Annotated in this window: 15 protein-coding genes; 4 read left to right on the plus strand and 11 right to left on the minus strand. The window is 63.6% G+C overall.

All coding sequences use genetic code 11. The annotated features are described in order from the left end of the window. Positions 1 to 71: 71 nt before the first annotated feature. From KIO76_RS05265 to KIO76_RS05315, 11 genes are all read right to left on the minus strand, one after another. On the minus strand, positions 72 to 1,469 hold the full coding sequence (locus KIO76_RS05265) for an NAD(P)(+) transhydrogenase (Re/Si-specific) subunit beta (RefSeq protein WP_213321797.1): 1,398 nt from the start codon (positions 1,467 to 1,469) through the stop codon (positions 72 to 74). Between the two features lie 5 nt (positions 1,470 to 1,474). Beyond that, positions 1,475 to 1,924: a proton-translocating transhydrogenase family protein gene (locus KIO76_RS05270; RefSeq protein ID WP_213321798.1), complete on the minus strand. Its 450-nt coding sequence runs from the start codon at positions 1,922 to 1,924 to the stop codon at positions 1,475 to 1,477. A 74-nt stretch (positions 1,925 to 1,998) separates the two neighbouring features. Beyond that, the gene (locus KIO76_RS05275) at positions 1,999 to 3,138 is read right to left on the minus strand and encodes a Re/Si-specific NAD(P)(+) transhydrogenase subunit alpha (RefSeq protein WP_213321799.1); all 1,140 of its coding nucleotides are present in this window, start codon (positions 3,136 to 3,138) and stop codon (positions 1,999 to 2,001) included. Positions 3,139 to 3,349: 211 nt separating this feature from the next. Then, positions 3,350 to 3,505, minus strand: coding sequence for an aa3-type cytochrome c oxidase subunit IV (locus tag KIO76_RS05280; RefSeq protein ID WP_213321800.1), 156 nt, complete (start codon positions 3,503 to 3,505; stop codon positions 3,350 to 3,352). 163 nt (positions 3,506 to 3,668) lie between these two features. Next, positions 3,669 to 5,048, minus strand: coding sequence for an ABC1 kinase family protein (locus tag KIO76_RS05285; RefSeq protein WP_213321801.1), 1,380 nt, complete (start codon positions 5,046 to 5,048; stop codon positions 3,669 to 3,671). A 127-nt stretch (positions 5,049 to 5,175) separates the two neighbouring features. Then, on the minus strand, positions 5,176 to 7,800 hold the full coding sequence (gene clpB / locus KIO76_RS05290) for an ATP-dependent chaperone ClpB (protein ID WP_213321802.1): 2,625 nt from the start codon (positions 7,798 to 7,800) through the stop codon (positions 5,176 to 5,178). Between the two features lie 351 nt (positions 7,801 to 8,151). Further along, the gene (locus tag KIO76_RS05295; RefSeq protein ID WP_213321803.1) at positions 8,152 to 9,258 is read right to left on the minus strand and encodes a DUF4167 domain-containing protein; all 1,107 of its coding nucleotides are present in this window, start codon (positions 9,256 to 9,258) and stop codon (positions 8,152 to 8,154) included. Positions 9,259 to 9,665: 407 nt separating this feature from the next. Then, positions 9,666 to 10,592, minus strand: coding sequence for a peptide chain release factor N(5)-glutamine methyltransferase (prmC, locus tag KIO76_RS05300; protein ID WP_213321804.1), 927 nt, complete (start codon positions 10,590 to 10,592; stop codon positions 9,666 to 9,668). Then, positions 10,589 to 11,677, minus strand: coding sequence for a peptide chain release factor 1 (prfA, locus tag KIO76_RS05305; RefSeq protein ID WP_502761835.1), 1,089 nt, complete (start codon positions 11,675 to 11,677; stop codon positions 10,589 to 10,591). The genes prmC and prfA overlap by 4 nt, the downstream gene beginning before the upstream one ends. A gap of 67 nt (positions 11,678 to 11,744) precedes the next feature. Further along, complete coding sequence (gene ptsP / locus KIO76_RS05310) at positions 11,745 to 14,012, minus strand: phosphoenolpyruvate--protein phosphotransferase (RefSeq protein ID WP_213321805.1); 2,268 nt, start codon at positions 14,010 to 14,012, stop codon at positions 11,745 to 11,747. A 562-nt stretch (positions 14,013 to 14,574) separates the two neighbouring features. Beyond that, positions 14,575 to 15,816 carry an aspartate kinase gene (locus KIO76_RS05315; protein ID WP_213321806.1) on the minus strand — a complete coding sequence of 414 codons (1,242 nt, stop codon included), beginning with the start codon at positions 15,814 to 15,816 and terminating at the stop codon, positions 14,575 to 14,577. A gap of 196 nt (positions 15,817 to 16,012) precedes the next feature. On the opposite strand from KIO76_RS05315, the gene ubiG reads away from it, so the two are divergent. From ubiG to KIO76_RS05335, 4 genes are all read left to right on the plus strand, one after another. Further along, a complete protein-coding gene (gene ubiG, locus KIO76_RS05320; RefSeq protein WP_249729497.1) occupies positions 16,013 to 16,786 on the plus strand; it encodes a bifunctional 2-polyprenyl-6-hydroxyphenol methylase/3-demethylubiquinol 3-O-methyltransferase UbiG in 774 nt (257 codons plus the stop codon). Positions 16,787 to 16,925: 139 nt separating this feature from the next. Further along, positions 16,926 to 17,801, plus strand: coding sequence for a DMT family transporter (locus tag KIO76_RS05325; RefSeq protein WP_249729498.1), 876 nt, complete (start codon positions 16,926 to 16,928; stop codon positions 17,799 to 17,801). 333 nt (positions 17,802 to 18,134) lie between these two features. After that, positions 18,135 to 18,563 carry a BRO-N domain-containing protein gene (locus tag KIO76_RS05330; RefSeq protein ID WP_213321808.1) on the plus strand — a complete coding sequence of 143 codons (429 nt, stop codon included), beginning with the start codon at positions 18,135 to 18,137 and terminating at the stop codon, positions 18,561 to 18,563. 305 nt (positions 18,564 to 18,868) lie between these two features. Continuing rightward, on the plus strand, positions 18,869 to 19,369 hold the full coding sequence (locus KIO76_RS05335) for a TspO/MBR family protein (protein ID WP_213321809.1): 501 nt from the start codon (positions 18,869 to 18,871) through the stop codon (positions 19,367 to 19,369). The last annotated feature ends 3 nt before the right edge of the window (positions 19,370 to 19,372 follow it).

The raw sequence follows: 19,372 nt of genomic DNA on the forward strand, positions 1-19,372 counted from the left end.
GATGATCGGCCCATCAATGCCAAGCCGGTAACATTGCACCGGGCGCGATCATGGATACAGCGTGCGGCAAGTCACAGCGACTTGAGGATATTCTCCACCATCTTCTTGGCATCACCAAACAGCATCATGGTGTTGTCCTTGAAGAACAGCTCGTTCTCCACGCCCGCGTAGCCGGAACCCATGCCGCGCTTGATGAAGAGGACCGTCTTGGCCTTCTCGACATCAAGGATCGGCATGCCGAAGATCGGGGAGGCCGGATCGGTCTTGGCAGCTGGATTGGTCACGTCATTCGCGCCGATGACGAAGGCGACGTCGGCCTGCGCGAATTCCGAGTTGATGTCTTCCAGCTCGAAGACCTCGTCATAGGGCACGTTGGCCTCGGCCAGGAGCACGTTCATATGGCCGGGCATGCGACCCGCGACCGGATGAATCGCGTATTTGACCTCGACACCCTCTTCCTTGAGCTTGTCGGCCATTTCGCGCAGCGCGTGCTGGGCCTGGGCGACGGCCATGCCATAGCCGGGCACAATGATGACCTTTGCGGCATTCTTCATCAGGAAGGCAGCGTCATCGGCTGAACCCTGCTTGACAGGTCGCGTCTCCACGGCGCCGCCGCCGGCCGCCGCGCTGTCGCCACCGAAGCCGCCCAGAATGACCGAGATGAAAGAGCGGTTCATGCCCTTACACATGATGTAGGACAGGATCGCGCCGGAAGAGCCGACGAGGGCGCCGGTGATGATCAGCGCCAGATTGCCGAGCGTGAAGCCGATCCCGGCGGCCGCCCATCCCGAATAGGAGTTGAGCATCGACACGACGACCGGCATGTCAGCGCCGCCAATGGGGATGATCAGCGTGACGCCGAGCACGAACGAGACCAGCGCGATCAGCCAGAAGACCACATGGCTCTCGGTGGCGACAAACACGGCAATCAGGACAACGAGGAGCACGCCGAGCGCGATATTGAGCAAATGGCGCTGCGGCAGCAGGATCGGCTTGCCGGACATACGGCCGTCAAGCTTCAGGAAGGCGATGACCGAACCTGTGAATGTAATCGCGCCGATCGCCACGCCAAGCGACATCTCGACGAGGCTGCCACCATGGATGGTCCCGACGGCACCAAGGCCGAAAGCCTCCGGCGCATAGAGCGCACCGGCGGCGACGAACACCGCGGCGAGGCCGACTCCCGAGTGGAAAGCCGCGACGAGCTGCGGCATCGCGGTCATCGGCACGCGCTTGGCAATGACGGCGCCGATGCCGCCACCGATGGCCATGCCCAGAATGATGATCAGCCAGCTCAGCACATCCGCCGGCGGATGGAACACGATGGTCGTGAGGATCGCGATCCCCATGCCGATCATGCCGTAAAGATTGCCCTGGCGAGATGTTGCCGGCGATGACAGGCCGCGCAAGGCCAGAATGAAGAGGACGCCGGCGACGAGATAAAGCAGCGCAGACAGATTGGCGGCCATGTCCCTCAGCCCTTCTTCTTGTACATGGCGAGCATGCGCTGGGTCACCAGGAAGCCACCAAAGATATTGATGGAAGCGAGGATCAGGGCGATGAAGCCGAAGACCTTCGCCCACCAGGGCCCGGCGCCCAGGTCAGGAGCCGCGGAAACGCCGACGGCGAGCAGAGCCCCCACCACGATCACCGACGAGATGGCGTTGGTGACCGACATCAGCGGTGTATGCAGCGCAGGGGTGACCGACCACACCACGTAGTAGCCCACGAAGACCGCGAGCACGAAGATCGCCAGGCGGAAGACCGTCGGGTCGACCGCTCCGCCCGTGGCCACATGGGCCACATTGCCCACCATGTCAGCGGCATAATCGGCATAGGTCTGCGCCGCCTCAGCCGCCTGCCGGGCCGCGTCAGCTGCCGCACGGGCGCGTTCGAGCGCTTCCTCCGGCGTAAGATTGGCCATCGCTCGCACTCCCTCGTTGATACCGGTGTGGTTCTGGGGTCAGGGAAATCGGGAAGAAGGTCGGTCCGTTGTCTTCAGGCTTTCGCCAGGAAGGCTGGATGAACGATGGCGCCGTCCCGCGTCAGGGCTGTCGCCTTGACGAGTTCGTCGTCCCAGTTCACGGCCAGAGCCTTCGATGCTTTGTCGATCAGGGTCTCGACAAAGGCATAGAGGTTCTTGGCATAGAGGCTCGATGCCGTCGCGGCGAGGCGGCCGGGCACATTGAGATGCCCGACGATCTTCACGCCGTTGGCCGTCACGACCACTTCGCCGGGAACCGCGCCCTCGACATTGCCGCCGCGCTCGACTGCCAGGTCGACGATCACCGAACCCGGCCGCATCGAAGCCACCATGGCGGCCGTGATCAGCTTCGGCGCGGGGCGACCGGGGATCAACGCCGTCGTGATGACGATGTCCTGCTTGGAGATATGGCTCGCGGTGAGTTCGGCCTGCTTGGCCTGATATTCGGCGGACATCTGCTTCGCATAGCCGCCGGCCGTCTCGGCCGCCTTGAACTCCTCGTCCTCGACGGCGATGAACTTGGCGCCAAGCGAGGCCACCTGCTCCTTGGCTGCGGGACGCACGTCGGTCGCGGAAACGACCGCGCCCAGGCGCCGCGCGGTTGCGATGGCTTGAAGGCCGGCGACCCCCGCGCCCATGACGAAGGCGCGCGCCGCAGGAACGGTGCCGGCGGCCGTCATCATCATCGGCAAGGCGCGTCCATATTCAGCGGCCGCGTCGATGACCGCGCGGTAGCCCGCGAGATTGGCCTGCGACGACAGAACGTCCATTACCTGCGCGCGGGTGATGCGCGGCATGAATTCCATGGAGAAGGCCGAAATGCCGGCATCCGCCCAGCTCTTCACGGCAGCATCGTCACCGTAGGGATCGAGCACCGCGATCACGAGAGCGCCACGCTTGATCAGCGGCAGCTCGGTTGCGCTCGGCCGCCGGACTTTGAGCACCACATCGGCGCCGCTCAACGTCTCTGCGGGTGTTGGCGCAATACGCGCTCCGGCGTCCGAATAATCGGCATCGGTCACGCCGGAACGCAGCCCCGCACCGGTCTGCACGACCACCTCGGCCCCGAGGGCCAGAAACTTCTTTACCGTCTCGGGCGTCGCGGCGACGCGCCCTTCATTCTGCTCGGTCTCGGCGGGGACGGCGATCAGCATCGTTGAACCACTCCAGAACGACGGTAACAGCGTGGGCGGCGGGAGATGGATTGGCGGCGATCAACAGCAAGCTGACCGTCTCCCCCGGAGGAACACAAAAGACGCGTCACGACGTGTAGCCGACGGCTACTCTTGGCGATCCATCCGCGCCGTGCAGCATTCCCACACGCAGCGGAGATCGGGCCCTATCGATCGATCAGCGCGTTGCCAATCAGAGGAGGAAGATCGCCATCAGGATGAGGATGGCGCAGACCGCGATGGTTCCCCATTTCGCTCCGACGACGAAGCCTTGATAGGTGCGCTCGTGCTCACCGTAATCCATCGCCGGTGGCGCATGGTGAGCTTTGGCTTCGGCGGCTTGGGCCATGGTGTTCCCTCAGGCTGCTGTCACGTTTCCTGGATGGGGCTTTACCCCATGCCAAAGCGCCTTGCAACGCCTTAGCGCCATTCGGAAATTGCAGGGCGCCGTTGGGAAATGCGATAGCCGCGGCCGGAGCCGTGGCCGGAGCACCGGCCAAGCCCGGAACGTCTCAAGCGAGGCCGGTCTCTGCCAGCGCTTTCGCCTGCCGGTCCCGCACGACGCCGAGATCAAAGTTCTCGATCTCCGCCTCGAACAGCCGGTGGAAATTCAACTCAGCTTTGAGATGTAGAAAAACCGCGCCAAGGCCGATGGCGGCGCGGTCCATGAAGACGAATTCGCGCGGTATTCGCACCGGCCCCTTCTCTTTCAGAGCCTGCTTGACGCGCCAGGCCTCGCGCCGGCCATATTCACCCGGCGCAACTCCGTCGGCGATGGTTCGCACGCGGTCGTCGAGCAGCGGGCCGTAGATAAACCGCGCCCACATGTTCAGCACACTGATGAGGTCGCGGGTGAGCCCCCGGAAACCCCATGTTTCATAGGCCTGCACGACGCGCTCCTCGTCGCCCCCGAGGAGCCCGCGATAGAGATCCACCACCCCACCGACGAAGGCCGTCGGGAAAATGCGGATACAGCCATAATCGAGGAGATTGATCCCTTGCGCGTCATTCTCGGCTCCCCCGCGGAAGACCGTATAGTTGCCGAGATGCGGATCGCCATGGATGACGCCGTAGTGGCTGAACGGATGCCACCAGGCACGGAACATCACTGAGGCGAGCCTGTTGCGCGTGTCGAGCGCGGCATGCCGGAAGTCGAGCATCCGCTCGCCCTGCAGCCAGTCCAGCGTCAGAAGCCGCCCGGTCGAGAGATCCTCATGAACACGCGGCACGCGCACATCAGGCACATCGGCCAGCATGACACCATAGAGTGCGGCATGTTTCGCCTCCCGGCGATAATCCAGCTCCTCGCGGAGGCGCGCGCCGATCTCGGTAGCGATCTCGCGGGTATCGATGGAGGGATTGAAGCGGCGCTGCAGCTTCATGATGAAGCCGAGCTGCACGAGATCGGCCTCCACCGCCGATTGCATGTCCGGGTACTGCAGCTTGCAGGCAAGTGCCGTTCCGTCATGCGTCGTCGCGCGATGCACCTGGCCCAGCGATGCCGCTGCCGCCGGCTTGAGATCAAAGGAAGCAAAGCGCGTGGCCCAATCCGGCCCGAGCTCGCTCATCATCCGCCGCTTCACGAACGCCGCGCCCATCGGCGGCGCCTCGGCCTGCAGTTTCTGCAGCTCGGTCGCATATTCCGGCGGCAAGGCGTCGGGAATGGTGGAAAGAAGTTGGGCCACCTTCATCAGCGGCCCCTTGAGGCCGCCCAAAGCGCGCATCAGCTCCCCGGCGTTGTGCTCGCGATCGGTGGTCAGTCCAAGCGCCCGCGCGCCAGCAAGTTTAGCGGCGATTCCACCGACGTCGCGACCCACGCGCGCATACCGTGCAGCCCGCGCCGAGAGGCGGTTCGCTTCCCGATCGGCTTTGGGACTGTCGCTATCCTGCATCAAGAATTCTCCCGGCCAACTCCTCAGAGATAAGCGCCAGGAGACCAATTGTCAGGGCATGGTGACATATTGATATGCATTATCCCCCTCCCGCGTACGGAAGGGGGAGTTTACAGGCCGCAAAGCCTCAGTTCAGCGCGACACCGACAGGCCGGCGGGTTTCCGCTGCCGGGAAGTCGCCTATGATGAGCCCGCTTGGCCCGGCCACGATCGGCACGGTCTCGCCGTCCCGGATCGATCCCGCGAGAATCAGCTCAGCGAGCGGATCCTGCACGTTCTTCTGGATCACCCGCTTGAGCGGGCGCGCACCGTAAGCCGGATCATAGCCCTTGTCCGCCAGCCACTCACGGGCCGATTCATCGAGCTCCAGCGTGATCTTGCGCTCCTCCAAAAGCTTGGCGAGCCGCTTCAGCTGGATGTCGACGATGGCGCCCATCTGGTCCTTCTTGAGCCGGTGGAACAGGATAATCTCGTCCACGCGGTTCAGGAATTCCGGCCGGAAGTGGGCCCGCACGACGCCCATCACCTCCTCGCGGACGGCCTCGGAGTCCTCGCCGGCCTTCTGGTTGACGAGATACTCCGCGCCGAGGTTCGAGGTCATGATGATCAGCGTGTTGCGGAAGTCCACCGTCCGGCCCTGCCCGTCCGTCAGCCGCCCGTCGTCGAGCACCTGCAGGAGCACGTTGAAGACGTCCGGATGGGCCTTCTCGACCTCGTCGAACAGCACGACCTGGTAGGGCCGGCGCCGCACGGCTTCCGTCAGGGCGCCACCCTCCTCATAGCCGACATAGCCTGGGGGAGCGCCGATGAGGCGGGCCACCGAATGCTTCTCCATGTACTCCGACATGTCGAGGCGTACGAGGGCCGTCTCGTCGTCGAACAGGAAGGCCGCGAGCGCCTTGGTCAGTTCGGTCTTGCCGACGCCCGTCGGGCCGAGGAACATGAACGAGCCGATAGGCCGGTTCGGGTCCTGCAGCCCGGCGCGGGCACGGCGCACCGCGGTGGAAACGGCCTCGACCGCCTCTTCCTGTCCCACGACGCGCTTGGCGAGCTGGTCCTCCATCTTCAGGAGCTTTTCCTTCTCGCCTTCGAGCATCTTGTCGACGGGCACGCCCGTCCAGCGCGAAACGACCTGGGCGATGTTGTCCGGCGTCACCGCCTCCTGCACCACGCCTCCCTGGCCGCTGCCTTCCTTTTCCTCGGTATCGGCCAGTTCCTTCTCCAGGCCCGGAATGATGCCGTAGGCGAGTTCACCCGCACGCTGGTATTGGCCCTGACGCTGCGCGATGGCGAGTTCGTTGCGGGCCTCGTCGAGCTTCTTCTTGAGGTCAGCCGCCTTGCCGAGCTTGTCCTTCTCGGACTGCCACTTGGCCGTCAGCGCGGAAGATTGCTCCTCGAGGTCCGCCAGTTCCTTGTCCAGCCGCACCAGCCGGTCCTTGGAAGCCGCATCGTTCTCCTTCTTCAGAGCCTCTGATTCGATCTTCAGGCGAACGATCTCGCGATCGATCGAATCGAGCTCCTCGGGCTTCGAATCGACCTGCATCCTCAGCCTGGCGGCCGCCTCATCCACGAGGTCGATCGCCTTGTCCGGCAGGAACCGGTCGGTGATATAGCGGTTCGACAGGGTCGCGGCGGCCACAAGGGCCGAATCCTGGATCCGCACGCCGTGGTGCTGCTCGTACTTTTCCTTGATGCCGCGGAGGATCGAGACCGTATCCTCTACGGTCGGCTCGGATACGAAGACCGGCTGGAACCGCCGCGCGAGCGCCGCATCCTTCTCCACATGCTTGCGATATTCGTCCAGGGTGGTCGCGCCGACGCAATGCAGCTCGCCGCGGGCGAGCGCCGGCTTCAGGAGGTTGGACGCATCCATCGCGCCATCCGCCTTCCCCGCCCCCACGAGCGTATGCATCTCGTCGATGAACAGGATGATGCCGCCCTCAGCCGCCTGCACTTCCGACAGGACGCCCTTCAACCGCTCCTCGAACTCGCCGCGATATTTCGCGCCGGCGATCAGCGCACCCATGTCGAGCGCGAGCAACTGCTTGTCCTTCAGGCTCTCCGGGACGTCGCCGTCAACGATGCGCTTGGCGAGGCCCTCCACGATCGCCGTTTTGCCGACGCCGGGTTCGCCAATAAGCACCGGGTTGTTCTTGGTGCGCCGCGACAGCACCTGGATAGTCCGGCGGATCTCCTCGTCGCGGCCTATGACCGGATCGATCTTGCCGTCACGCGCCGCCTGCGTCAGGTCGCGCGCATATTTCTTGAGCGCGTCATAGGCGTTCTCGGCGGAGGCGTTATCGGCAGTACGGCCCTTGCGGAGCGCGTTGATCGCCGCATTCAGGCTCTGCGCGGTAACGCCAGCCTGAGCCAACACCTTGCCGGCTTCGCTGTCCTTTTCGACCGCAAGCGCGAGCAGCAGTCGCTCCACCGTGACGAAGCTGTCGCCCGCCTTGTCGGCGGCCTTCTCGGCCTGATCAAACACGCGTGCCAACGCGGGCGAAAGATAGATCTGCCCGGATCCGCCTTGCACCTTCGGCAGCTTGCCGAGCGCCTGCTCAACGGCGCTCAAGGCGAGCCGCGACTGACCACCCGCTCGGTCGATAAGGCCTGCCGCAAGCCCTTCGGAATCGTCCAGGAGAACCTTCAGGAGGTGCTCCGGCGTGAATTGCTGATGTCCTTCTCTCAGGGCAAGCGCCTGAGCGGACTGAAGAAAACCTTTTGCCCGATCGGTATACTTATCAATATTCATGTCCTGCTCCCGCTCCGGCAGCGGCGCCCCCGAGAGGCACGCCGAGACCCGCGAAGGATTGCCCCGCGGGATGAGCCGCGCCAGGCACCGCCCCCATCGGCGGGGGCCGGCGAAGCTGATGTAGTGTTGTAAATCAGTAACACAAGTGGCCATCCCTGCGCCACGACCGGATATTTGCGACGATACCGCAACAATCCTGCGGCATCGGCCGGAGCCGGATTGGGCTGGGTGACCTCGGAAAGCCAAGCACCACTATGCCGCCTTGGCAATCAAAAGATCTAGACAACAAAAAGGGAGGGCCAAAGCCCTCCCTCGTCGTCATTCCCGCATGTGAGCTAAGCCGCAGGGAGCTTATCGGTCGCCGAGCGGCAGTACACTCTCGTCGCTATCCGCGTCTTCCGCTGCCGAGCGGCGCTTCGGGCGTCCGCGGGTTGCCCGCGGAGCGGGCGAGGCCGGAGCTTCAGCCTCGACACTCGCAGCCTTGCGTGTCCGGCGCGCACGCGGAGCGGGCGCCTCGACCTCCTCTGCGGCAGCCGGAGCCTCGACCTTTGCCGCAGTCTCCTTGGGAGCAGCGGTTTTAGCAGCAGCGCGAGCGCGCGGCCTCTCGGCGGGCGCGGGAGTCTCGACAACTTCCGGCGCCTCGTCCAGAACTTCGGGTGCCTGCCTCAACGGCGCGGTCAGGAAGGCGGGTAGAACGCCCTGTCCATTCGCGCCTGCGTCGCTCGCCTGGGCCTCATCGTTGCGGCGCGGCCCACGAAACCGCTCGCGACGATCCTGGCGATCATTGGTCCTCTCCGAACGCTCACCACGCTCCTGGCGCTCACCGCGTTCCTGGCGCTCGCCCCGATCTTGACGATCTCCACGGTCCTGGCGCTCGCCGCGCGCCTGCCGGTCACCGCGATCCTGACGTTCAGCCCGCTCGTAGCGATCGCCCCGATCCTGGCGCTCACCTCTATCCTGGCGCTCGCCTCGCTCCTGGCGATCATTCCGCTCTTGCCGGTCTCCACGCTCCTGGCGCTCGCCCCGTTCCTGGCGCGCCTGGTAAGGCTGCGACGGCGCATAGGGCTGCTCATCGTAAGAGCCGCGCACGTCCGGCTGAGGCGCCCCATAATCAGAAGGCTGCTGCGAGCCGTAGCCGTAGCCGCCCTCTTCAGCGCCTTCGCCCTCATCGCGCTCATCGTCATAGGCGCGGGGAAAAGTGCCATAGGTCTGCTGAAACTGCGCCTGCGCGGCGGCAATGAGCCGGTAATAGTGTTCGGCGTGCTGCAGGTAGTTCTCGGCCGATACGGGATCGCCGGAGGCCTGCGCATCGCGTGACAACTGCGCATACTTCTCGGCAATATGCTGGGCCGTGCCCCTGATCTTCACATCCGGCCCGTTGGACTCGTATGTCCGTGTCAAAGGATTGGGGCCTTTCCGATTCCGGCCCCGCATGCGCCTGTTTTGACCTGGTCTCATCGACTGTCTCTGGATATGGATAAAAAAACCACGCGCAGCAATCGCCCGCGTTCAAACGCGCCAGCCGCCAAGGGCGGAGAATGCGCGCTTATTCAGTCAGCGCTGTAGCTGAAACACCCGAAGGCTCAGTCAGCCACCCTTGTGTTCATATTGCGGATGCCGATCCCAAGGTGATACGACAAGGCCTCACCGGCAGCGAATTATTCGACCCGCGGTCTGCGCGCAACATCAAAGCTGCCCGCCATCCACTGCACCGGAGATTCTGATTCGCACTTTTCGCGGAGGTCTACTCCTTGCGGATCCGATAGGATCGCATGACCCTTTATCTTTTGCCGCTAAGCGCAATTCCTAAAATTCACACTAACGTCTTTACCCTATTCAGCCAAGCCATTTTTGCAAGATCACCCCTATGGTGATCGGTGCATATCACCTGTATCACGATCGGGTGTTGCGTGAATGACACGTTCGATTCCCGCCAAATCGCGTATCGCAACCCAGTTGGCAAAGCCATAACGGACAAGCAGCCGCCCTACATCCTCCGTTTGCCCCGCGCCCACTTCGACAAAGCAATGTCCGTCCGGCCGCAGCAGGCGCCGCGCTTCGGCACCGACGCGCCAATAAGCCGCAAGTCCGTCTGCCCCGCCGTCCAGGGCAAGCCGTGGATCATGAAACCTCACATCAGGCGCGAGGCCTTCGATGTCAGCCGTCTCGATATAGGGGGGATTGGAAACGATCAGATCAAAGGGCGCCGCGACGGCCGACGCCCAGTCCCCAACGAGGAACGCGGCGCGGGCGCCAACGCCGTTCATCGCGGCGTTATAGCGCGCGGTGCGCGCAGCTTCCGGTGAAAGGTCGATGCCGACGCCGCTGGCCGCGGGAAGTTCGCTCAAAAGAGCGGTCAAGATGCAGCCCGAGCCGGTGCCAAGATCGAGGATACGCAGCGGACTGTCCGCCCTCCCTTCGCCGCGAATTGTCCCAAGCGCAGCCTCTACCAGCGTCTCGGTATCGGGGCGCGGCACCAGTGTCGCCGCGGAAAGGGTAAAGGGCAGCCCCCAGAACTCCTGAATGCCGCAAATGCGCGCGACCGGCTCGAAGCGCAAACGTCGCATCACCATGTCGGCCAGGACCGACGCGGCCGGTCCGATGACCACGTCCGACTTCAACGAGAGATCGAGAGGCGAAATCTCAAGCGCGTTGCACAGCAACACGCGCGCATCGAGCGTGGGCGAATCGAGGCCCGCCCCGGAGAAGGCGTCAACGATCAGGCGCCGCGCCTCCCCGCGTGTCGTCGCAGGGGTTATCCAGTTGTCGACCGGCCGTGTGGGAGGCGTCATTCTCCCTCAGCCAGCAAGGCCGCCTGATGCGCCGCGGTGAGCGCATCGACGACCTCGTCCATAGCCGTACCCATCATCATTTCGTCAAGCTTGTAGAGCGTGAGGCCTATGCGGTGATCCGTCACCCGTCCCTGCGGAAAATTATAGGTCCGGATGCGTTCCGAGCGGTCACCGGAGCCAACTTGAGAGCGCCGATCCGCAGCGCGCGCGGCGTCCTTTTGCTGGCGCTGAATGTCGTAGAGCCGCGAGCGAAGGACGCCCATCGCCTTGGCGCGATTGCGATGCTGAGAGCGCTCATCCTGCACCACAACGGCGATGCCGGTGGGGATATGGGTGATGCGCACGGCGGATTCCGTCTTGTTGACGTGCTGACCGCCGGCACCCTGCGCCCGCATCGTATCGATCTTGAGATCGCTTTCGTCGATGGCGATGTCGACGTCCTCGGCCTCCGGCAGCACGGCGACCGTGGCCGCGGACGTATGGATGCGGCCGGAGGCCTCGGTGTCCGGCACACGCTGGACCCGATGAACACCCGACTCGAACTTGAGACGCGCGAAGACGCCGCGCCCCCGGATTTCGGCGATGATTTCCTTGTAGCCCCCGACGGTCCCCTCGCTTTCGGAGAGGATCTCCACCTTCCAGCCCTTCAGATCGGCGTACCGCGAGTACATGCGGAAGAGATCGCCCGCAAAAAGCGCGGCCTCATCGCCGCCCGTGCCTGCGCGCACCTCGAGGATCGCACTTTTCTCGTCCGCTTCGTCCTTGGGGATCAGAAGCACACGCAGAGCGAGCGCGGCCGCCTCCGCGGCAGCCTCCGCACCCGCCTGCTCCTCCTCCGCGAGGGTCTTCATCTCCGCATCCGTGGCCGGATCGTTCAAGAGAGCTTCGATATCCTCGGCATTGCGGGCGGCCGCCTGGAAATCGCGAATCGCGGCAACCACTGGGTCGAGTTCCGACAACTCCCGCGACAAAGCCACGAAATCATCCATATCCCCGCCCGCTGCGAGCGTGGCCGTAAGAATATCGTGCCGCTGCAGGATTGCCGCGAGCTTGTCTTGGGGAACCATGGTGCTGGACTGGGTCATGAGGAAGGGCACATAAGTGCGACGCGGCCTTTATGCCAGTGGTTTTTCGTGGCCGGTCCGGCGGACTTCACTGCACAGGCAAGCCGTGCGCTGCTGCGAAGGCCGCAAGCGCCGGCCGGAGGCTGCCCTTCTCACAGGCTGCCAGCAGCGTGCTCATCGTGTTCGCGAGTTCGGACACGTTCAATTCCAGCAGCATCGCCTTCACCGGCCCGACCGAGGCCGGGGTCATCGAAAAGGCGCGATATCCAATGCCGATCAGGGCCATCGCTTCAAGCGGGCGTCCACCCACTTCGCCGCAGAGCGTCACCGGGCACTCGTGGCGGGCCGCCGTCTCCGCGATCGATCGCAGGGCGCGCAGCGCCGGGGCGCTCAATGGATCGAACCGATCCGAGACCTGTTTGTTGTCGCGATCCGCCGCGAAAAGAAACTGCAGAAGATCGTTCGACCCGACAGACAGGAAGTCCGCATGGCTCGCGATCTCGTCGAGCTGGAAGAGAAGCGACGGCACCTCCACCATCACGCCGAGCGAAACCGATTCGGGCTCGGGATGGCCATATTTCCTGAGATAGGCCTGCTCCCGGCCCACCATCGATTTGGCGCGCAGAAATTCCTCAACCGTCGCCACCATCGGGAACATGATTTTCAGGTGATAGCCGGATCCTGCCTTCAGCAAGGCGCGCAACTGCGAACGCAGCAGGCCCGGCCGATCGAGCCCGATACGAATGGCTCGCCAGCCGAGCGCCGGATTCTCCTCCTCGGCCGCCTGCATATACGGCAGAATCTTGTCGCCGCCGATGTCGAGCGTGCGGAATGTAACCGGCGTGCCACCGGCCTCGATCAGGACCTGGCGATAGAGCGTCTGCTGCTCGCTGGTGGAGGGCATGCGCTCTGACACCATGAACTGCAGCTCGGTGCGGAAGAGGCCGATGCCTGTCGCGCCCGTCTCGACGATATTGGGCAAGTCGACGAGCAGGCCCGCATTGAGTTGCAGCGTGATGGTGGTTCCATCCCGGGTGATCGCCGGAATGCCCCTCAAGCTGCGGTATTGCTCCTGCCGCCGGGCGCGCAGCCTCGCCTTTTCAGCATAGGCCGCCTCGATATCGGGCGCGGGCCTGATCTGAACGTCCCCGGCGCCGCCATCGACGATGATGGCGTCACCGGCCTCGACAAGCCCCGCTATTCCTTCCACGCGGCTCACGGCGGGAATGCCGAGTGCCCGCGCGACGATGGCGATATGGCTCGAAGGTCCCCCTTCCTCAAGCACCAGGCCGCGCAGACGGGATCTGTCATAGTCCAACAGCGCAGCCGGTCCCATCGAACGCGCGACGAGAATAGCGTTTTCCGGCAGGTCCTCGCGTGTTGCACCCCGTTTGGCTCCCGCCAGGACGTGGAGCAGCCGGTCGGCGAGGTCCTCGAGATCGTGCAGGCGCTCGCGCAGATAGGGATCCGTCTGGCGCAGGATCTTGGCGCGGGTGTCCGACTGGATGCGCTCGACAGCCGCTTCGGCGGTCAGGCCTGTCGTCACGGCTTCCCGGATGCGGCGGATCCAGCCCTTGTCGTTGGCGAACATGCGCACGGTCTCAAGCACATCGCGGTGCTCGCCGTGATGGGCGACGTCGCCTCGTTCGAGGAGGCGGTCGATATCGGCCCGCATCACCGCGATCGCATCCTCGAGGCGCTTCACCTCGCCTTCGACATTCTCGGCGATGAGATCCTTCACCACCACGCGTGGCTCGTGGAGCACAACGTGGCCGAGACCGACACCGTCCGCCAGAGCTATCCCGCGCTGGTGGAAAGAGCGGCGGATGGCGATGTCTGCGCCCGGACGCGCCAAGGCCTGCAACTCGCCGGAGGCGATCATCTCGGCGATGATCATCGCCGTGATCTGCAGCGCCTCGATCTCCTCCTCGTGGTACACCCGATGAGTCTTGTTCTGCACCACGAGCACGCCGAGCGTGTTGCCGGCACGCAGGATCGGCACACCGAGGAAGGCGTGATAGATCTCTTCACCCGTCTCGGGCTTGTAGGAATAGGCGGGATGGACCTGCGCATCGGGAAGGGCGAGCGGCTCGGCCTCGCGCGCGATGAGGCCGACGAGGCCCTCTCCCGAGCTCATCGTCGTGAGATGGACGGCCTCACGCTTCAGGCCCTCGGTCGCATAGAGTTCAAGCGTTCCGTCAGTGCGCATGACATAGACGGAACAGACCTCCGCGACCATGTTGGCCGCGATCAAAACGACGATGCGGTCTAGCCTGTCCTGAGCGCTAACCGGCTCCGCCATGACCTCGCGGAGACGACGCAACAGGACACGCGGGCCACCAAGAGCGCCTCGCATCAACCTGTTCCCGTTGAACGTCCCGCACGAGGCGGGCCAGCTAACGGCCAACCGCACCGGCGAAACCGCTCCGCCGGTACGTGGCGCGCCAATAGACCGTTGGTATAGCCAACGAATTCGCGCTCCCGCAACCCATGGTGCGCATATTAGCGCATCACTGTCGCATGAAGCATTGCATCAAATGACGAAAGCCCGTCATCGCCTGGCCGAAACCACCTGTTTCTCTGCGCGTCAAGCTAGAGGAGCAGCGGGTCAGGTGCGCGCAGCGCGCCGCTCCGTCTTCTTCCGGGAGCATGGGATGTAATCCGAAAGACGTAGCGGCGGCCCCCGGTCCATGAGCTCGCCCCTCAAAACGCCAGCATAGGGACGAATCAACTGTTTCAAACGCATCAGTCATCGCCGCAGGGATAGCGAGGAGGCGCGAATGGGATGTGACAGGTGCCGGCCACAGCCGCCGTCCCATGGTCAACAGCCGAAGCAGCGGAAACCAAGCGTTCACGCCAATGCCGGAAGGGAGTGTTGCCCCATGGCCGCATCGGCGTGAACTGGCGCCTCGGCGCCCTTACTGCGGCTTGTCGAGGCCGTAGAGCGAATGGAGCGTACGCACGGCGAGCTCCGTGTAGGCTGAATCGATCAGCACCGAGAATTTGATCTCGGACGTGGTGATCGCGCGGATATTGATGCCCTTCTCGGCCAAGGCCTGGAAGGCCCGCGCCGCGACGCCAGCGTGGCTGCGCATGCCGATGCCAATAGCCGAAACCTTGACCACATCGGTCGCACCCTCGAGCGTCGCAAAACCGATCTTGTCCCGCGATGCCTCCAGAATGCCCTTGGCTCGTTCGAAATCCGCCGATCCCACGGTGAAGGTGATATCCGTCGTGGTGGTATCGTCCGAAACCACCTGGATGATCATGTCCACGTTGATGTTGGCTTCGGCCAATGGCACGAAGATCGCCGCCGCGACGCCGGGCTTGTCGGCCACGCGCCGCAAGGTGATCTGGGCCTCGTCCTTCGAATAGGCGATACCCGTGATCACGTTACTTTCCAAGATATCCTCCTCATCGCAGATGAGCGTGCCGGGTTTCGGATCAAGCGGATCATCGAAGCTCGACCGAACGAAAGTCCTGACCTTCTGGGTCATGGCGAGCTCCACCGAACGAACCTGCAGGACCTTCGCTCCCAGGGACGCAAGTTCCAGCATTTCCTCGAATGATACGCGGTCGAGACGGCGCGCATGCGGCACGATCCGCGGATCTGTCGTGTAGACGCCGTCAACATCCGTATAGATGTCGCACCGGTCAGCACCGATGGCTGCGGCCAGTGCCACCGCGCTCGTGTCCGAACCGCCGCGGCCCAGCGTCGAAATGCGCCGGGTAGGCTCATGCATGCCTTGGAATCCAGCGACGACAGCCACTTCGTTCCGCTCTTCGAAATGGCGGATGATGCCGGAGCCGTCGATGCCGGTGATTCGGGCGACCCCATGGGCGCCATCGGTCAGGATGGGAACCTGCCACCCCATCCAGGAGCGGGCTGGGACCCCGATTTCCTGCAGAACGATGGCCAGGAGGCCGGCAGTGACCTGCTCGCCTGAAGCGACCACGGTGTCGTATTCACGCGCGTCATGGAGCGGCGCCGCTTCGCGACACCAGCCGACCAGTTCGTTGGTTTTCCCCGACATGGCCGATACGACGACAGCAACATCATGTCCGGCATCAGCCTCGCGTTTGACATGGCGAGCGACATTACGGATGCGATCGACGTTGGCGACGGAAGTGCCGCCGAATTTCATTACGAGGCGAGCCATGACAGGATCTGCAACTTCAATGTCGATAGGGACGTTTTGCGATGCCTCGCGCTGCTGGCCCCGCTATGGCTGCTCGGCAAAAGGCGCGTATACATGACGATGTGGCCGGCCGCTGTCAACGCGGGCGACATATTACCACCATGGCACCGTCGCCATGGCTGAACGAAGGCAGGCGATGAGTCTTATGGAGCAGCCCATGACAGCAGCCGAAAATGCGGCACCGAAGGATGCAGCCGCGTCGACGGGCCAGACGATCGACCCTGCGGAAGTGGCGCGCTTCGACAAACTGGCGGACAGCTGGTGGGACCCGAATGGGCCGATGCGTCCGCTGCACCAGATCAATCCGCTGCGCCTCGCTTATATCCGCGATGCCGTTGCGGCCCATTTCGGCCGATCCATCCGCACTTCGAAAGTCCTCTCGGGCTTGACCCTTCTCGATATTGGTTCCGGCGGGGGGCTCCTCGCGGAGCCCTTGGCGCGCCTCGGCGCAGATGTGACAGGCCTGGAGCCGGCGGCCGGCATGGCAGCAGCAGCGCGCCGGCATGCTGAGGAGAGCGGCCTTTCCATCGACTATCGCACGGAGACGATCGAAACCGTTGCGGCGCGGGGCGAGCGCTTCGATGTGGTTACGGCGATGGAAGTGGTGGAACATGTCGCCGATGTGGACGTCTTCGTAAGGTCGGCCTGCGCGGTGGCCGGGCAGGACGGTATCGTCATTCTTTCCACCCTCAACCGCACATTGCGGTCCTTCGCGCTGGCGATCGTCGGCGCCGAATATGTCCTGCGCTGGCTGCCGCGCGGCACCCATGACTGGGAGAAATTCGTGACGCCGGAGGAGCTCACGCGGGCAGTCGCGGCCGCTGATTTCACCGTGAGGGACCGCAAGGGCGTCACCTATAATCCTCTGACCGCCTCCTGGCGGCTGTCTGGAGATCTCGCCGTCAATTACATGCTGACCGCGACACGCTGATCCACGAAGAAGCGTAAGCCTTGCAATTCGTGCAGACCTCTCATCCGGCAAACGCATTGCTCGCCAGTGACGCGTTTGGTTGATTGGGTATTTGGGCCCTCCTGCAGGGCCAGCCCCTTTGGAGATGTCGGGCAGGCGCTTGTCGGATCGGTCCAACCCCACCCTTTTCCTGCGCGTCGCCCCCGCGATCTTCGTGGTGATCTGGGCCACGGGCTTCATTGTTGCACGCCTGGTGGCTCCCCACGCCGAGCCCCTGACCTTCCTCGCTGCCCGTTATGCGCTGAGTATCGTCGCGCTCACCGCCATCGCAGTGACATTGCGCCAGTCCTGGCCACGTAGCTGGCATGGCTGGCGGAATGCGCTGATCGCCGGGGTGCTGCTGCAAGGGCTTTATCTCGGCGGTGTCTTCTGGAGTGTCCGGCATGGGCTAGGCGCCGGCGTCGTGGCCCTCATCATGAGCCTGCAGCCTGTCGTCACCGCAGCACTCGCCGGACCACTCCTCGGTGAAAGCGTCTCGCGGCGCCGCTGGATCGGTATCGCGCTTGGCCTGCTAGGCGTTGCCTGCGTGATCGTCCCGAACCTCAACGTGGCGGGCGGTGGGTTCACCATCACCGTCGCGCTTGCATCGATGCTCTGCATAACTTTGGGGACAATCTGGCAAAAGCGAACCGGCGTCCCCGAGCACCTCGTCACGGGAGCCGTCATCCAGTTCATCGCGGCCTTGGTCGTGACACTTCCCGCAGCCGCGGTGCTTGAGACGGGCTTCATCGATAACAGCTGGCAGTTGTGGGCCGGCTTGCTCTGGGCCGTGCTCGGCCTCTCCGTCGGGGCCATCCTCATCCTGCTTGCCATGATACGGCGCGGAGCCGTCGCGCAGGTCGCGTCGCTGTTTTACCTTGTGCCGCCCGTCGCGGCGCTCATGGCCTTCGTCCTGTTCGACGAGACGATGACACCCCTGCAAATCATGGGCACGACCATCGCTATCGGAGGTGTTGCCATCGCGAGCCGCGCATGAAAGAAGGGCAGATTCTAATGATCGTTATCGCTACCCCCGAGGTGCTTCTTCACGCCTTTCAAAAAGTCAGCTCTATCCAGCATGAAGAACTGTACGGACCCCATCAGAAATTCAGTATAAAATGCTTGAAAAATTGAGTATGGGCGGACGATCTGCACAAAGCCTCGACAACCCGAAGTTATCCTCCGGCAAAAACTTTCACCATGAGACGAGAATATTGACAATCGCTACTTACGTTGCGCACCAAACTTGGTGGCGTGCGCGCCGCGCCACGCCGTCGTGCGGAGCGTCCTCTAGCGTCGCCCTACACGCAAATTCGAGCGGAGGCTAACAATGGACAGCTTTGCCGAGGCTGTTATCCACCGAGTCCCCTGGCCGGAAAGCAACCGGGAGATCCGGATCGTACGCCATCAGGGCGAACCATGGTTCGTGGCCGCCGACATCTGCCGCGCACTAGACTTGTTCGTCAATCGCCGGGGAGAACTCAATGTGACGTTGGCATTGGCGGCGGTGAAGGCCGAGGATAAGCATCTTGCCAGGTTGGAGACCAGTCCAAATACATTCAGGCCTTACACCCGCTATATGCTGATTTCGCCGCGGGGATTTACGCAGTTGCTGACGACCTCGCCGGCCCTCGCGACCGAATCTGTGCCGGCAGCCTTTCAGGCTATGATCGAGGCGGCCTTCCGCGTGATGGAAGATGTCGTGGGAAAAACCGCGCCCCAGGCCGACGCCGGCTCTCCGCATCGCGCGGCGAGTTGACAGCTGACCGCGCCTCTTGGAGGCGCGGGGCCAAATGGAGAAACCGCCCGCTACAGATCGGCTGCAGCGCTGGAAATTGGCTGCGCCGCCGGCTCCGAGTGATGGAGCGTCGCATCACCCCGTCTTTCGCCATATCTGCATTCGTCTCGCCGCGATTGGAGACCGCCAGAGGCACCTCGTCCTGCAGCCGGCTATCGGGAACCTTTGACCTCGCCGCCGGATTGATGGCCAGATAGCCGTCTTGATGGGTGATGAGGCGGCATCGTGGTCATAGCCGTTCGGTGCTCTTGCGAGACAATTTTTCCATGACGACAATCGCTCAACCGGGCTTCAGCCGATCGCTGTGGCTTGCGCTTGCAGCAATTCTGCCCGTCGCCGCCGCCTCGCTCGCGGGGCAATACGCCACCTTCCCTAACCTGGCTCCCTGGTACGCGGGTCTCACAAAACCGCCGTTCAATCCGCCCAACAGCGTATTTGGGCCGGTGTGGACGGTGCTCTATATTCTTATGGCGTTTGCGGCATGGCGCGTCCTGAGACTGCCGTCCTCCATCCGACACCGGCGCGCCGCGCTCATGCTGTTTTATCTACAGCTCGTGTTGAACGCGCTTTGGTCGTTTGCCTTCTTCGGCGCAAACAGCCCACTTCTCGGCCTGGTGGTCATCATACCGCTGCTGGCGATGATCATCGTCACCATCGCGGCCTTCTACAGGCTGGATGCCACCGCCGCCTGGTGTCTCGTGCCCTACGCCGCGTGGGTCGCTTTTGCCACGCTCCTCAACGCCAGCATCTGGTGGTTGAACGGCTGACAC

The organism is Chelatococcus sp. YT9 (assembly GCF_018398315.1).
Classification (GTDB): Bacteria; Pseudomonadota; Alphaproteobacteria; order Rhizobiales; family Beijerinckiaceae; genus Chelatococcus.

Coding starts and splice junctions, on each gene's coding strand:
- KIO76_RS05265 (WP_213321797.1), bottom strand. CDS start 1,469: ATGGCCGCCAATCTGTCTGCGCTGCTTTATCTCGTCGCCGGCGTCCTC.
- KIO76_RS05270 (WP_213321798.1), bottom strand. CDS start 1,924: ATGGCCAATCTTACGCCGGAGGAAGCGCTCGAACGCGCCCGTGCGGCA.
- KIO76_RS05275 (WP_213321799.1), bottom strand. CDS start 3,138: ATGCTGATCGCCGTCCCCGCCGAGACCGAGCAGAATGAAGGGCGCGTC.
- KIO76_RS05280 (WP_213321800.1), bottom strand. CDS start 3,505: ATGGCCCAAGCCGCCGAAGCCAAAGCTCACCATGCGCCACCGGCGATG.
- KIO76_RS05285 (WP_213321801.1), bottom strand. CDS start 5,048: ATGCAGGATAGCGACAGTCCCAAAGCCGATCGGGAAGCGAACCGCCTC.
- clpB (WP_213321802.1), bottom strand. CDS start 7,800: ATGAATATTGATAAGTATACCGATCGGGCAAAAGGTTTTCTTCAGTCC.
- KIO76_RS05295 (WP_213321803.1), bottom strand. CDS start 9,258: ATGAGACCAGGTCAAAACAGGCGCATGCGGGGCCGGAATCGGAAAGGC.
- prmC (WP_213321804.1), bottom strand. CDS start 10,592: ATGACGCCTCCCACACGGCCGGTCGACAACTGGATAACCCCTGCGACG.
- prfA (WP_502761835.1), bottom strand. CDS start 11,677: ATGACCCAGTCCAGCACCATGGTTCCCCAAGACAAGCTCGCGGCAATC.
- ptsP (WP_213321805.1), bottom strand. CDS start 14,012: ATGCGAGGCGCTCTTGGTGGCCCGCGTGTCCTGTTGCGTCGTCTCCGC.
- KIO76_RS05315 (WP_213321806.1), bottom strand. CDS start 15,816: ATGGCTCGCCTCGTAATGAAATTCGGCGGCACTTCCGTCGCCAACGTC.
- ubiG (WP_249729497.1), top strand. CDS start 16,013: ATGACAGCAGCCGAAAATGCGGCACCGAAGGATGCAGCCGCGTCGACG.
- KIO76_RS05330 (WP_213321808.1), top strand. CDS start 18,135: ATGGACAGCTTTGCCGAGGCTGTTATCCACCGAGTCCCCTGGCCGGAA.
- KIO76_RS05335 (WP_213321809.1), top strand. CDS start 18,869: ATGACGACAATCGCTCAACCGGGCTTCAGCCGATCGCTGTGGCTTGCG.